13 protein-coding genes and 1 riboswitch are annotated in these 13,189 nt (G+C 63.9%); all 13 genes read right to left on the bottom strand.

Annotated elements, in window-relative coordinates:
• Positions 1-19: 19 nt before the first annotated feature.
• The 13 genes from AX756_RS25725 to lnt all read right to left on the bottom strand — a co-directional run bounded on the left by AX756_RS25725 (position 20) and on the right by lnt (position 13,180).
• Positions 20-514 (bottom strand): hypothetical protein, encoded by a 495-nt coding sequence (locus AX756_RS25725; protein WP_156461556.1) that lies wholly within the window; start codon positions 512-514, stop codon positions 20-22.
• Positions 515-707: 193 nt separating this feature from the next.
• The gene (trpB, locus tag AX756_RS18110; protein ID WP_068314964.1) at positions 708-1,940 is read right to left on the bottom strand and encodes a tryptophan synthase subunit beta; all 1,233 of its coding nucleotides are present in this window, start codon (positions 1,938-1,940) and stop codon (positions 708-710) included.
• A 147-nt stretch (positions 1,941-2,087) separates the two neighbouring features.
• Positions 2,088-2,531 (bottom strand): GNAT family N-acetyltransferase, encoded by a 444-nt coding sequence (locus tag AX756_RS18105; protein ID WP_438938413.1) that lies wholly within the window; start codon positions 2,529-2,531, stop codon positions 2,088-2,090.
• Positions 2,528-3,178 carry a phosphoribosylanthranilate isomerase gene (locus AX756_RS18100; RefSeq protein ID WP_068314961.1) on the bottom strand — a complete coding sequence of 217 codons (651 nt, stop codon included), beginning with the start codon at positions 3,176-3,178 and terminating at the stop codon, positions 2,528-2,530. Before AX756_RS18100 ends, AX756_RS18105 begins: the two co-directional genes overlap by 4 nt.
• 4 nt (positions 3,179-3,182) lie before the next feature.
• Entirely contained in the window at positions 3,183-3,548 is a 366-nt protein-coding gene (locus AX756_RS18095; RefSeq protein WP_068314958.1) for a LapA family protein, read from the bottom strand.
• Between the two features lie 11 nt (positions 3,549-3,559).
• Positions 3,560-3,847 (bottom strand): integration host factor subunit beta, encoded by a 288-nt coding sequence (gene ihfB, locus AX756_RS18090; RefSeq protein WP_068314955.1) that lies wholly within the window; start codon positions 3,845-3,847, stop codon positions 3,560-3,562.
• A gap of 405 nt (positions 3,848-4,252) precedes the next feature.
• Positions 4,253-5,932, bottom strand: a complete 1,680-nt coding sequence (gene rpsA / locus AX756_RS18085) for a 30S ribosomal protein S1 (protein WP_082739178.1) — start codon at positions 5,930-5,932, stop codon at positions 4,253-4,255.
• A gap of 290 nt (positions 5,933-6,222) precedes the next feature.
• On the bottom strand, positions 6,223-7,218 hold the full coding sequence (locus AX756_RS18080; RefSeq protein WP_068314949.1) for an aldo/keto reductase: 996 nt from the start codon (positions 7,216-7,218) through the stop codon (positions 6,223-6,225).
• 15 nt (positions 7,219-7,233) lie between these two features.
• Positions 7,234-7,845 carry a (d)CMP kinase gene (locus AX756_RS18075; RefSeq protein WP_068314945.1) on the bottom strand — a complete coding sequence of 204 codons (612 nt, stop codon included), beginning with the start codon at positions 7,843-7,845 and terminating at the stop codon, positions 7,234-7,236.
• Between the two features lie 96 nt (positions 7,846-7,941).
• A complete protein-coding gene (aroA, locus tag AX756_RS18070) occupies positions 7,942-9,294 on the bottom strand; it encodes a 3-phosphoshikimate 1-carboxyvinyltransferase (RefSeq protein WP_068314942.1) in 1,353 nt (450 codons plus the stop codon).
• 60 nt (positions 9,295-9,354) lie between these two features.
• Positions 9,355-10,077 (bottom strand): tRNA (guanine(46)-N(7))-methyltransferase TrmB, encoded by a 723-nt coding sequence (gene trmB / locus AX756_RS18065; RefSeq protein ID WP_068314939.1) that lies wholly within the window; start codon positions 10,075-10,077, stop codon positions 9,355-9,357.
• A gap of 314 nt (positions 10,078-10,391) precedes the next feature.
• The gene (metK, locus tag AX756_RS18060; protein WP_068314936.1) at positions 10,392-11,561 is read right to left on the bottom strand and encodes a methionine adenosyltransferase; all 1,170 of its coding nucleotides are present in this window, start codon (positions 11,559-11,561) and stop codon (positions 10,392-10,394) included.
• 3 nt (positions 11,562-11,564) lie between these two features.
• Positions 11,565-11,617, bottom strand: a riboswitch (SAM-SAH riboswitch).
• A 33-nt stretch (positions 11,618-11,650) separates the two neighbouring features.
• Positions 11,651-13,180, bottom strand: coding sequence for an apolipoprotein N-acyltransferase (gene lnt / locus AX756_RS18055; RefSeq protein ID WP_068314933.1), 1,530 nt, complete (start codon positions 13,178-13,180; stop codon positions 11,651-11,653).
• Positions 13,181-13,189 lie beyond the last annotated feature (9 nt).

Here is a 13,189-nt window from a genome sequence, read left to right as displayed (position 1 = left end):
GGTGGTCCGAACAAAGGTTTCAGCTCTCGTCTGCGTCGTCGGTGCTGCCATCGCGATCCCGGTCACGGTCGCGATCCTGATCGCACTCTTCGTCGGGGTCGCCGTCACAATCGCGGTCGCGCAAGCGATCCCTGTCGCGATCACAATCACCGTCTTGATCACCATCGCAGTCACCATCACGATACCGGAGCCGGTCGCGGTCCAGATCGCCGACATTATCACTCCCAGCGGCGGATTTGTCATCACCGCTCTGGGCTTCGCCCGCATTGTCATTGCCCGCCTTGCCTTGATCGCCACCGTTACCGGCGTCTCCAGACATCCCGGCGAGCAGGAACTCTCCCGGTCCCTCCGTCACGGTCAGACCGGCGTCATACGGAACCTTCCAAGGCTCAGTCGCGCCACTCATACCCATATCCGGCATTGCCATCGAGACGGCACCAGACGCCGCCCAGACCAACGCGGATCCTGCGAGCAGAGAAGACAGAGAAAGAAGTTTTTTGGCCTTGCCTGTCATTTTTTCCTCCCGTCAATGAGCAGTCTCGTCATGAGCTCAATTGTGACGGAAGCCGGCGCGGCGATCCATCCGCCGGAGGTTTAGCGGCGCGGGTGTAACCCCGACGCCGAGGCGCATAAACCATGGTTTATGACCGGTCGCGCCATTGAAGCGCGCTGGTCGAACGCCGAGACGGGTGTGTGGCCGAAGCCGGTCAGTCGGCTGCGCCCATATCCACACCGAGCGCACGCGCCACGGTGAAGATGTCCTTGTCGCCGCGCCCGCACATGTTCATGCAGATGATATGATCGGCCGGCAGTTCGGGAGCGATCTTGACCACATGAGCCAGCGCATGGGAGGGCTCCAGCGCCGGGATGATTCCCTCCAACTCACAGCTGAGTTGGAAGGCCGCCAGCGCTTCCTTGTCGGTGATCGAGACGTATTTCGCCCGGCCGATATCATGCAGCCAGGAATGCTCCGGCCCGATTCCGGGATAGTCGAGCCCGGCCGAGATCGAATGCCCTTCCAGGATCTGCCCGTCGTCGTCTTGCAGAAGATAGGTCCGGTTGCCGTGCAGCACGCCGGGACGGCCGCCGGTGAGGGAGGCGCAATGCTCCATCTTCGCGTTCACACCCTTGCCGCCCGCTTCGACGCCGATGATGTTGACATCCTTGTCGTCAAGGAACGGGTAAAACAGGCCCATCGCGTTGGAGCCGCCACCGATGGCCGCGATCAGCGTATCAGGCAGACGGCCCTCACGCTCCAGCATCTGCGCCTTGGCTTCCTTGCCGATGATGCACTGGAAATCGCGCACCATGGCCGGGTACGGATGTGGCCCCGCCACCGTCCCGATGCAGTAGAACGTGTCGCGCACGTTGGTCACCCAGTCGCGCAGCGCGTCGTTCATCGCGTCCTTGAGCGTGCCCCGGCCGGAGGTCACGGGAATCACCTCGGCCCCCAGAAGCTTCATGCGGAACACGTTCGGCGCCTGCCGCTCGACATCGGTCGCGCCCATGTAGACCACGCATTGCAGCCCGAACTTGGCACAAACCGTCGCGGTGGCCACGCCATGCTGGCCGGCGCCGGTCTCGGCAATGATCCGGGTCTTGCCCATGCGGCGGGCAAGGATGATCTGGCCCAACACGTTGTTGATCTTGTGGGCGCCGGTATGGTTCAGCTCGTCCCGCTTGAGATAGATCTTTGCCCCGCCGAGGTGATCGGTCAGGCGGTCGGCAAAATAGAGCGGCGAGGGACGGCCCACGTAATGCTTCCACAAATCGTCCATCTCGGCCCAGAAGCTCTCATCCGTCTTGGCGAACTCGTATTGCGCTTCAAGATCCAGGATCAGCGGCATCAGCGTCTCGGACACGAACCGCCCGCCGAACTTTCCGAACCGACCCTTCTCGTCCGGTCCGCTCATGAAGGAATTGAAAAGATCGTGGGCCATCTCTACCTCGCTTCTGCCACCGCCCGGCCGGACAGTCCGCAGACCCTACACAAACCGCTGGGCGGGGAAAATCCCCTCCTCCATCATCTGTTCAAAAATATCCCCGCCGGAGGCATGATCTTCCGCTGGAAGATCACTTTCAGTGCGCTAACGAAGGCTCTTCTTGAAGCCGACATGGCTGGCGACATAGCCTAGCTCGGCATAAAAATCATGCGCCCGCTCCCGCGACCGGTTCGAGGTGAGCTGGATCAACGCACAGCCGCCCGCACGCGCCCGCGCTTCGGCATCCTGCATCAACGCCGCTCCCAGCCCCTCTCCCCGGCGATCCGAGGCCACGCGCACGCTCTCCACCTGCGCCCGCCGTGCCGCCTTGAGCGACAGGCCGGAAATCATCGTCAGCTGGTAGGTCGCGACAACGGAACCATCAATCTCGCCTACGATGAGCAGGTTGCCGCCTTCTGCCTGCATTGCATCGAAGGCCGCAAGATACGGCGCTGCATCCGCGCTCTCGCGCCCCTGCCCCAAGACGTCATCGGCCAGCATCGCCACAATCGCAGGCACATCCTCCCGCGTCGCCTCACGCCAGATCACGCGCACACTATCGCCTGCTCGACGAAAGCGGCGATACGAGCGGCGTCCTTCACGCCTGGCGCGCTCTCTACGCCCGAGGAGACATCCACCTGCCGCGCGCCGGTCAACTGGATCGCCTCGCGCACATTCCCGGGCGTCAGCCCACCCGCGAGCATCCACGGCACCGGCCATCTCCGCCCGGCGATCAAACGCCAGTCAAAGGAGAGTCCATTGCCGCCAGGCAACTCCGCCCCCTTGGGCGGCTTGGCATCGACCAGCAACTGGTCCACCACCCGGCCATACTCGACCAGCGCCGGCAGATCCTCTTCGCTCGCCACGCCCACGGCCTTCATGATCGGCAACCCAAAGCGCGCGCGCAATTCGGCTACGCGCTCCGGGCTCTCCGAGCCGTGCAGTTGCAACATGTCGAGCGGCACCGCCTCGACAATCCGCTCCAGCTCCGCATCCGAGGCATTCACCGTCAGCGCCACCTTGGCGAGCCCCACCGGCGCTTCCAAAGCCAGGGCCCGTGCGGCTTCCACCTCCAGGTGCCGCGGCGATTTCGCAAAAAAGACAAAACCTGCATAGGCCGCTCCGGCGGAGGCCACGGCAAGCAGGTCCTGCGGCCGGGTCAGGCCGCAGATCTTCACACGGGTGTCGTTGCTCATGGGATCAGCTGGCCTTGCGGGTCGCCGCCTCGTCGAGAATGGCAAGCACGTCGTCCTTGCCCTTGTTCTTCTCCGCCTTCAGCTGGCTCACCTCGCGGTGAAGCTGCTTCACCTGGCGTTGGCGCTTGGCCACTTCGGAACGATGCTTGCTCTCGCGGATCCATTCAAACAGGTAGCCCAGCAGAAGTCCGACCGCCACGCCGCCAAGGGCGACGATGAAGAGCGGCAGATCGATGGAAAAATTCCAGTTGGCCAGATTCGCCAGCGGCTCCGGCAGAACCGTCAGAGTGACAAAGCTCCGGTTGGCCATTGCCACGACGACCAAGGCCGCCACGATCGACCCAACAAGAACGTAACGGATATAACGCATCTAGCGCCCCCTCAGGTTTCGGCGCCGTTCAGCCGGTCCCGCAGGAGCTTCCCGGTCTTGAAGAACGGCACGTGTTTTTCCTCCACGTCCACCGCATCACCGGTGCGTGGATTCCGTCCTGTCCTCGCATCCCTTTTCTTCACGGAAAAGGCGCCGAAACCGCGCAGTTCGACACGATCGCCCCGCGCCATGGCGTCAATTATCTCCTCGAAGACCGTATTAACGATCTTTTCAACGTCCCGCTGAAAGAGGTGAGGGTTTTCCTCGGCAAGAATCTGGATCAGTTCGGATCGAATCATGTGTCTCCCCCGCATCCGCCCGAAATTCGACGGCGCACCGTTCATGTCGCTCGGTCGACTATACGGCATTTTTCTGGAACGTGAATGGAAAAGGTCGGCCCCAAAGCGAGTTTCTCGGACGTAACGCCCCGATAAAAGGCAAGAAAACCCGGAATTTCGCCTCTTACCGCTTCAAACGCGCGCACAGGCCTTGCCGCGCAGAGCTCGAATCGCTTGAGCCTGATGCGAGATTGGGACGTTGCAACGGTGCGAAACTCGAGGACAAGACACGTTCATCTTTCTCCAAATACTTCCGCCGGAGGCACGGGCCGCAGGATCGTCACCGCGCGAGACGCACGACCGGACAAACGAAAACCCCGCGGCCAGGCCGCGGGGTTTCCAATCTCACAAAATCCGGATGAGGGATTATTCGTCGCCCTTGAGCGCCGCACCCAAGATATCGCCGAGCGAAGCACCGGAGTCGGACGAACCGAACTGCTCGACGGCTTCACGCTCTTCGGCGATCTCGCGGGCCTTGATCGACAGACCCAGACGACGGGTCTTGCTGTCGATATTGGTGACGCGCACATCGACCTTGTCGCCGACCTGGAAGCGCTCGGGGCGCTGCTCGGCACGGTCGCGGGACAGGTCGGAGCGGCGGATGAAGGACTTCATGCCTTCGTATTCCACCTCGATGCCACCATCCTCGATGGCGGTGACGCCAACGGTGATGATCGAGCCGCGCTTCACGCTGCCCGTGGCTTCGGCGAACTTGTCGCCGCCCAGTGCCTTGATGGAGAGCGAGATGCGCTCCTTGTCCACGTCCACCTCGGTAACGACGGCCTTGACGACGTCGCCCTTGCGGTATTCCTGGATGGCTTCCTCGCCGCGCTGATCCCAGCTGAGATCGGAGAGGTGAACCATGCCATCGATATCGCCCGGCAGGCCGATGAACAGACCGAATTCGGTGATGTTCTTGACCTCGCCTTCGACCTCGGTGCCTTCCGGATGGCTCTCGGAGAAGAGCTCCCACGGGTTGCGCATGGTCTGCTTGAGGCCGAGCGACACACGACGCTTCGCGGTATCGATCTCGAGAACCATGACTTCCACTTCCTGCGAGGTGGAAACGATCTTGCCCGGGTGGACGTTCTTCTTGGTCCAGGACATCTCGGAGACGTGCACCAGGCCCTCGACGCCCGGCTCCAGCTCGACGAACGCACCGTAGTCGGTGATGTTCGTGACACGGCCGGTGTGAACCGACTCGAGCGGGAACTTGGCTTCCACGGAGTTCCACGGATCGTCCTGCAGCTGCTTCATGCCGAGGCTGATACGGTGGGTTTCCTTGTTGATCTTGATGACCTGGACCTTGATGGTCTCGCCGATCGACAGGATCTCGGAGGGGTGGTTCACACGGCGCCAGGCCATGTCGGTGACGTGCAGCAGGCCGTCAACGCCGCCGAGGTCAACAAACGCACCGTATTCGGTGATGTTCTTGACCACGCCGTCAACCGCATCGCCTTCAGCCAGCTTGCCGATGACCTCGGCACGCTGCTCGGCGCGGGACTCTTCGAGGATCGCACGACGCGAGACAACGATGTTGCCACGACGACGGTCCATCTTGAGGATCTGGAACGGCTGCTTGAGGCCCATGAGCGGGCCGGCATCGCGCACGGGGCGGACGTCAACCTGCGAGCCGGGCAGGAACGCCACGGCGCCGCCGAGATCGACGGTGAAGCCGCCCTTGACGCGGCCGAAGATCGCGCCTTCGACGCGGGCCTCGTCGGCATAGGCCTTCTCGAGACGGTCCCAAGCTTCTTCACGGCGGGCCTTGTCACGCGAGATGACGGCTTCGCCACGGGCATTCTCGACGCGGTCGAGGAAAACCTCGACGCTGTCGCCCACGGCGATTTCCGGGGCTTCGCCCGGATCTGCAAATTCCTTGAGGTCGACACGGCCTTCCATCTTGTAGCCCACGTCGATGATGGCCTGACCAGCCTCGATGGCGATCACGGTGCCTTTGACGACGGAACCTTCGTTGGGGGTGTCGATTTCGAAGCTTTCCTTCAGCAGGGCTTCGAATTCGTCCATGGTTGCTTTAGCGCACATATAGATGTGTTTCCTTTACTTTACGCTTTATCTGGCCGAGCGGTTGTCTCCGCCGGTCTTGGAATTGGTCGAAAAAGACGAAATGAGGAACGACATAAGGGCCGGAGGTTGCCCCGACCCTGCTTGTGTCCCGACGTAACCGCCTTTGGGTGACGCCGCGCTGTATAAGGGTTCCGCGCTCGCGGAGCAAGTCCGTTGGCGTACGACTTCCCTTTGTTTGCAGGAAAATCCGCAGAAAATTGCCACGTTTCTTGCTTATCGAACGCCGGCGCGGGTGGCCGTCGCCCGGTTCAGTAGATTTCGGGCCCCACCCATTGCGCCTTGGAGTAGCGCTCGCCATGCGCCCAGCCGACCGGCAGCACCTTCTCGATCCGAGCCAGATCCTCAGGCGTCAGCGCGCGCTTCGTGCCGGCGACGAATTCCTTGAAATGATCCACCGAGCGCGTGCCCGGAATCGGCACGATGTGTTCGCCCTGCGCCAGAAGCCACGCAATCGCCAACCCCGCCGCAGGAAGGCCCATCTCGGCGGCCAGCGCCCGGAACTCGTCTGCAATGGCCATGTTGGCCGCGTAGTTCGGCTCCTGGAAACGCGGCATCTCGGGCAGCAGCGCACATTCGCCCAGCCGCTCCTTCGGGATCGGGTGATCGGTCAGCATCGAACGGCCCACGGGCGAAAACGCAACCAGCGTGGTGCCCAGCTCGGCACAGGTCTGTACGAGGCCAAGCTCCGGCCCACGGGTCCAGAGCGAGTATTCGGACTGCACGCTCGCCACCGGCGCCACTGCTGACGCGCGGCGCAACGACGAGGGCGCGATCTCGGAAAACCCGAAGGCGCGCGTCTTGCCGCTTTCGACCAGCCGCGCCAGCGTTCCGGTCACGTCTTCGATCGGCACATCTGGATCCCGCCGGTGGACATAGAAGAGATCAACCGTCTCCGTGCCCAGCCGTTTCAGGCTCTTGTCCAGTTCGCTTTCCAGATACTCGGGAGAATTGTCGAACCAGCGGCGTCCGTCCTCGGCCCGGATCGCCGCCTTGGTAGCAATGTGGAAACGTTCCCGCGTCCCGGCGCCCCGCGCCGCAAGGTAGTTCCCGATCACGGTCTCCGAGCGTCCCCGGCCATAGACATTGGCGGTGTCGAGATGTGTCACCCCCGCTTCCAGCGCGGCATCGAGCAGCGCGAAGGATTGCGCCTCATCTGTCGGCCCGTAGACATCGGTAAAGGACATGGCCCCGATCCCGAGAGCCGAGATCAATGGCCCGTCGGCGCCCATTTTCCGCTGTTGCATTGTTAGCTCCCGGTTTCAAACCTGCGCAGTTTCCACCGCGGCGATTGCCTTGGCAACCGCTTCGTCGATGGACATGGTCGTCGTATCGAAAAGCTGCGCATCCCTTGCCGGGGTCATGGGCGCGGTGGCGCGACCGGAATCGCGTTGGTCCCGCCGGGCAAGATCCGCCGCAACCTCATCCAACGTCACCTTCTGCCCCTTGCCGAGCAGTTCCTCGTAGCGGCGCCGCGCACGCACCTCGTCGGTGGCGGTCACAAAGAGCTTCACCTCGGCATCGGGGCAGATCACCGTGCCGATATCGCGCCCGTCCAGAACCGCGCCGCCCTGCCGGCGGGCAAAGGCGCGCTGGAAGCTGACAAGCGCGGCGCGCACTTCCGGCATCGCCGCGACTTGGCTGGCCGCCTGCGCGACATCGGGCATGCGCAGCGCGTCGGCATCGGCGAAATGCGCCGATTGCAGCGTTTGCGCCGCCTCGATCGGATTCATCCCGTCTAGCACCCGCCGTCCGACCGCCCGGTAGAGCAGCCCGGTATCGAGATGCGCAAAACCGAAATGCGCGGCCACGGCCCGGGCAATGGTGCCCTTGCCCGCGGCAGCCGGGCCATCGATGGCGACTGTGAGACTCATTTCCAACGCCTCCTCACGTGGTGGAGGTCCGTCTTAGCTCATTGGCGCGGCAAGGGGAATATGGCGCAATGCGCGCGCCCGCACACCGCAAAGACCTCAGCGGTTGGACCGCACGATCTGGGCCCCGAGCTCGGCCATCAGCTGCTCGAAAATCGGGAAGGAGGTCGCAATCGGGCTGCCATCATCCACCGAGACCGAGTTCTTCGCTGCCATACCGCAAATGAGGAAGGACATCGCGATCCGGTGATCGAGCCGCGCCGCGGCCGTCGCCCCGCCGGGGACCCCGCCCGCACCGAGACCCTCGACGGAAAAGCTGTCCTCGGTTTCTTCAACCGTGACGCCACAGGCGCGCAGGCCAACGGCCATTGCGTCGATCCGGTCGCTCTCCTTCACCCGCAGTTCATGCACGCCGGGCATATGGGTTACGCCATCGGCATTGGCGGCGACGATGGAGAGGATCGGGTATTCGTCGATCATCGAAGGCGCGCGCTCGGCAGGCACCTCGATGCCCTTCATGTTGGGCGAGTAGCGTGCACGCAGGTCCGCCACCGGCTCGCCGCCCTCCTCGCGTTCATTCTCGAAGATCAGCTCGGCCCCCATCTCGCGCAAAGTGGTGAAGAGGCCCGCGCGGGTCGGGTTCAGCCCAATATTGGGCACCAGCACGTCCGAGCCCGGCACGATCAGCGCCGCGCAGACCGGGAAGGCCGCCGACGAGGGGTCGCGCGGCACGGCTATATTCTGCGGTTTCAGCTCTGGGTGCCCGGTGAGGGTAACGCGGTAGCCGTCTTCCGTCTGTTCCGTCACGACCTCGGCGCCGAACCCCCGCAGCATCCGCTCGGTATGATCGCGCGTGGCGGCGCGCTCGGTCACAACCGTCTGGCCGGGTGCGTTGAGACCGGCCAGCAAAACGGCCGACTTCACCTGCGCCGAAGCCATCGGGGTGATGTAGTCCACCGGCAGTGGATCGGCCGCGCCGACGACTGTCATTGGCAGCCTTCCGCCGTCGCGGCCCACAGCCTGGGTGCCGAACAAAGTCAGCGGATCGGTCACGCGGCCCATCGGACGGGAGCGCAACGAGGCGTCGCCGGTAAAGGTGGCGGTGATCGGCGTCGTGGCCATCGCGCCCATGATCAGCCGAACCCCGGTACCGGAATTGCCACAGTCGATCACGTCTTCGGGCTCGGAAAACCCGCCGACGCCCACCCCGTGCACGGACCATTCGCCGGGCCCGTGCTGGATGACTTCCGCTCCAAGTGCGGCCATCGCCTTGGCCGTATCCAGAACGTCCTCGCCTTCGAGCAGGCCGGTGATGCGCGTCTCGCCCACCGCCATCGCCCCAAGGATCAGCGCACGATGCGAGATCGACTTGTCGCCGGGCACATGCGCCGTGCCCCTGAGCGGTCCACTCGCGCGGGCGGTCATCTTCTGCGCAGGTCCGTGTGCCGACATCTGCCCCTCCTTCACCGGTTGCCGAAGCGGCTTAGCCCAGCGGCGCGGGCGGGTCCAGTTTCAGCTTCGCAGAAAGGTCAGGTAATGCGGGGTGCGGCCCTCGCGCAGCGCTTTCTGCTCGTAGCGGGTCGAGATCCAGTCGCCCCAGGGCTCCCGCCAATCGGCCGGCCCTTCCGCCGTCCAGGTGAAGCCGTGGCGTGGCACCTCTTCCAGCGTCTGGCGAACGTAATCGGGAATATCCGTTGCCACCCGCAGCACAGCGCCCGGTTTCAGGACCCGGGCAAGCGGTTCGAGATGTTCCGGCGTCACGAAGCGACGGCGGTGGTGCCTCTTTTTCGGCCACGGATCGGGGTACAGCAGGAAAGCGCGCGAGATCGAGGCTTCGGGCAGCACGTCGAACATGTCGCGCGCATCGCCCGGATGCACGGCGATGTTTTCAGCACCGGCTGCCCGGATCTTGCCAAGCAACATTGCGACGCCATTGATGAAGGGCTCGCAGCCGATGATACCGGCCTCCGGGTAGGTGACAGCCTGGTGGACCATGTGCTCGCCGCCGCCAAAGCCGATCTCCAACCAGACATCCTTGCCGCCAAAAAGCGCGTCGAGATCCAGCGACCTGCGATCCGGGTTAACGTCCCAGTCCACCGGCCCCGGCGAGAGCTTCGCGAGGTCTTCCTCGAGATAGCCTTGCTGGCTCGGCCGCAGCGTCTTGCCGTGGCGACGACCATAGAAATTGCGCCACGGGGCGCCGGTGGGAGCGGTATCGGGATTCTTGTCGGACATGGCGCGCCCCTTTTGCAGAGCCGGGGGCGCGGGTCAAGCTTTGCGGCGCGAAACTTCGCGCCATGACCTTCCGGCATCAGTTCAAAAGGGCGCTTCCAAGGCAACTGCCCTTGGGGGCACTGCCGCCAAACGCCCGGGATATTTCAGGTCAGAAGAATACAATGCGGCACTCGGGATTTCTTCTGTCCCGAAACATCCCTGCCGGAGGCTTAATCCAGAGGACCGTTCTCCCGCACGGAGCGCCACCAAAAAAAGAGGGCGCAACTGCGCCCCCAATTCCAACCCGCAGGACGGGTCATGCGTCGTCAGACTGTTCAGGCAATCGCCTTCTTCAGATCTTCTACCAGGTCCGTGCGCTCCCAGCTGAAGCCGCCATCAGCATCTGGCGCACGGCCGAAATGGCCATAGGCCGCGGTGCGCTGGTAGATCGGCTTGTTCAGGTCGAGGTGCGAGCGAATGCCCAGCGGCGTCAGGTCCATGACCTTGCCGACCGCCGCTTCGATTTCCGTTTCGTCAACCACGCCAGTGCCATAGGTATCGACATAGATCGACAGCGGATGCGCCACACCGATGGCATAGGACAACTGCAGCGCGCAGCGCTCGGCCATGCCAGCAGCGACGATATTCTTGGCCAGGTAGCGCGCTGCATAGGCCGCCGAACGGTCGACCTTGGTCGGATCCTTGCCGGAAAACGCGCCGCCGCCATGGGGCGCTGCGCCGCCATAGGTGTCGACGATGATCTTGCGCCCGGTAAGGCCGGCATCGCCATCGGGACCGCCGATCACGAAGGTGCCGGTCGGGTTGACCCACCATTCGGTTGCATCCGTGATCCACTCGGAGGGCAAGACCTGACGGATATAGGGCTCCACGATGGCGCGGATGTCGTCGCTGGTCTGGCTCTCGTCGGCGTGCTGGGTGGAAAGCACGATGGAGGTTACCTCGACCGGCTTGCCATCCTCGTAGCGGATCGACAACTGGGACTTGGCATCGGGCCGCAGGCTCGGTGCCTCGCCTGCCTTGCGGGCCTCTGACAGTCGCCGCAGGATCGCATGCGAATATTGGATCGGGGCCGGCATCAGTTCCGGGGTCTCGTTGACCGCATAGCCGAACATGATCCCCTGGTCGCCCGCGCCGTCGCGGTCCACGCCCTGGGCGATATGCGCCGACTGCTCGTGCAGGAAGTTCAGCACCCGGCAGGTGTTCCAGTGGAACTGCTCCTGCTCGTAGCCGATATCCTTGATGCAGTCGCGCGCGATCTGGCTGATTGAACCCATATAGGTCTTGAGGCGTTCCTCATCGGAAAGGCCCACCTCGCCGCCGATCACGACCATGCCCGACGTGGCAAAGGTCTCGCAGGCGACGCGCGCGGTTGGTTCCTCGGCGATGAACGCGTCCAGAACGGCATCGGAAATCCGATCACAGACCTTGTCTGGGTGGCCCTCCGACACGGATTCGGAGGTGAAGATATAACTCTTTCGGGACATGATTGCTCCATTACGTCCAAAGCTGGTGCCACGCCAGGAAGCCGTTGTGGCAAGAGGCGAAGAACCCGTATTCTGCTGCTCGGTCGGGGTCAACCAAAATGCGATTTCCGGGACAGGGCCGCAAGCGAAAGGAAAAGCGTCGCGAGAAAAAGGAAGACCGGCAGATCCCCGCGCCGCGCGTAGAAGGTAGGCGCAAGAGGCGCCGGCAGAGCGACATCCAGCTTTCCGGCCTGCCCCATTGGAAGCGCGGCGATCACGCGGCCATAGGGGTCGATCGCGGCGGAGATCCCGGTATTGGCAGCCCGCAGCATCGGCACCCCCTGCTCCACCGCCCTGAGCCGCGCCAGCGCCAGATGCTGCCAGGGACCGGAAACCTGGCCGAACCAGGCGTCGTTGGTGATCTGGACAAGCCAGTCCGCCCGCCCCGGTGCGCGCGCAATGTCATTGGGAAAGATCGCCTCGTAGCAGATCAGGGGCAGCGCCCGACCCGCCGGCCCAAGCTCCAGCAGCGCCGGCCCGGGACCGGCCGTGTAGCCACCCGTCTCATTCGCCGCGAGACCAAAGACGCCCCAGCGGGCAAAGACATGCATCAATGGCATATACTCGCCGAAAGGGACGAGATGGTGCTTGTCATAGCTGTCCAGCAGCGTGCCATCCGGCGCCAGCACGGCCAAGGTGTTGAACCAGGCTCCCTCGGCGCTCCGCCTTTGCAGGCCAACAAGGAGCTGTGCGCCCTGCCCGGCCTGCGCCATCTCGACAAACGCTGGCTCGGCATATTCCAGCAGCCATGGAATGGATGTTTCCGGCCAGATGATCACATCGGGGCGTTGCAGGCCCGGCGCGGCCTCTGCCGCCGTCAGGTCGAGATGGCGCTGGTAGAAGAGCGGCACGAGGTCCGGATCCCATTTCTCGTGCTGCGGGGCGTTGGGCTGGACCAGACGGACCACCTGCGCCGGCTCGGCATTGGCGGCATCCCCCGGCGGCACCCGGAAATGGGCATATCCCGCCGGCAAGGATGCCAGAGCCGTCCCGGCAATCATCCCCAACACCGCGCGCCGCGCGCCAAACAACGCGGGCATGGCAGCCGCAATAAGCGTGAACAAGGTCAGCCCGTGTGCGCCAAAAAGGGCCGCGAATTGCATCTGCGGCGCGCCGATCCAGACATGGCCGATCAAGACCCAGGGAAAGCCCGTGAAGAGAAAGGAGCGCAGGATCTCCGCGCTTGTCAGCAACAGGACCAACCAGCCAATGCGCAAGCCCCGCGTTCGACCAAAACGCACCGCCAGCCCGAATGCCGCCGCCCAGAACAGCGCCAGCCCGCCGGCCATCAATACCAGCGCGAAGGGTGCCATCCAGCCATGTCGCGGCAAGTCCACCAGGAAGGGTTCGACAATCCAGAACAGGCTGCCGGCAAAATACCCTGTTCCGAGCGCCCAGCCCCGCCAGGCAACGACCTGCCAGCGCTCAGGCAATGTCAGCAGGGCGATTGCCAGAGCGAAGGCCGCCAGCGACAGCCAGGCCCAGCCGAGCGGCGCCTGCCCCGTCGCGCAAATCAGGCCCAACCCGAAGGCCAGCGCCAGGCCGCTGCGACGGGACTGCACCGTCCTCACAAGGTCCATTCAGACGCG

Source organism: Aliiruegeria sabulilitoris, assembly GCF_001558155.1.
Lineage (GTDB): Bacteria > Pseudomonadota > Alphaproteobacteria > Rhodobacterales > Rhodobacteraceae > Tropicimonas > Tropicimonas sabulilitoris.
This window is presented reverse-complemented; position numbering and strand designations above follow the sequence as displayed.

What these genes read in the sequence shown, in the direction of transcription:
- AX756_RS18100 (WP_068314961.1), bottom strand. Translation starts at nt 3,178, where the DNA reads ATGAGCAACGACACCCGTGTGAAGATCTGCGGCCTGACCCGGCCGCAG.
- AX756_RS18095 (WP_068314958.1), bottom strand. Translation starts at nt 3,548, where the DNA reads ATGCGTTATATCCGTTACGTTCTTGTTGGGTCGATCGTGGCGGCCTTG.
- metK (WP_068314936.1), bottom strand. Translation starts at nt 11,561, where the DNA reads ATGTCCCGAAAGAGTTATATCTTCACCTCCGAATCCGTGTCGGAGGGC.
- rpsA (WP_082739178.1), bottom strand. Translation starts at nt 5,932, where the DNA reads ATGTGCGCTAAAGCAACCATGGACGAATTCGAAGCCCTGCTGAAGGAA.
- trmB (WP_068314939.1), bottom strand. Translation starts at nt 10,077, where the DNA reads ATGTCCGACAAGAATCCCGATACCGCTCCCACCGGCGCCCCGTGGCGC.
- ihfB (WP_068314955.1), bottom strand. Translation starts at nt 3,847, where the DNA reads ATGATTCGATCCGAACTGATCCAGATTCTTGCCGAGGAAAACCCTCAC.
- trpB (WP_068314964.1), bottom strand. Translation starts at nt 1,940, where the DNA reads ATGGCCCACGATCTTTTCAATTCCTTCATGAGCGGACCGGACGAGAAG.
- AX756_RS25725 (WP_156461556.1), bottom strand. Translation starts at nt 514, where the DNA reads ATGACAGGCAAGGCCAAAAAACTTCTTTCTCTGTCTTCTCTGCTCGCA.
- lnt (WP_068314933.1), bottom strand. Translation starts at nt 13,180, where the DNA reads ATGGACCTTGTGAGGACGGTGCAGTCCCGTCGCAGCGGCCTGGCGCTG.
- AX756_RS18080 (WP_068314949.1), bottom strand. Translation starts at nt 7,218, where the DNA reads ATGCAACAGCGGAAAATGGGCGCCGACGGGCCATTGATCTCGGCTCTC.
- AX756_RS18075 (WP_068314945.1), bottom strand. Translation starts at nt 7,845, where the DNA reads ATGAGTCTCACAGTCGCCATCGATGGCCCGGCTGCCGCGGGCAAGGGC.
- aroA (WP_068314942.1), bottom strand. Translation starts at nt 9,294, where the DNA reads ATGTCGGCACACGGACCTGCGCAGAAGATGACCGCCCGCGCGAGTGGA.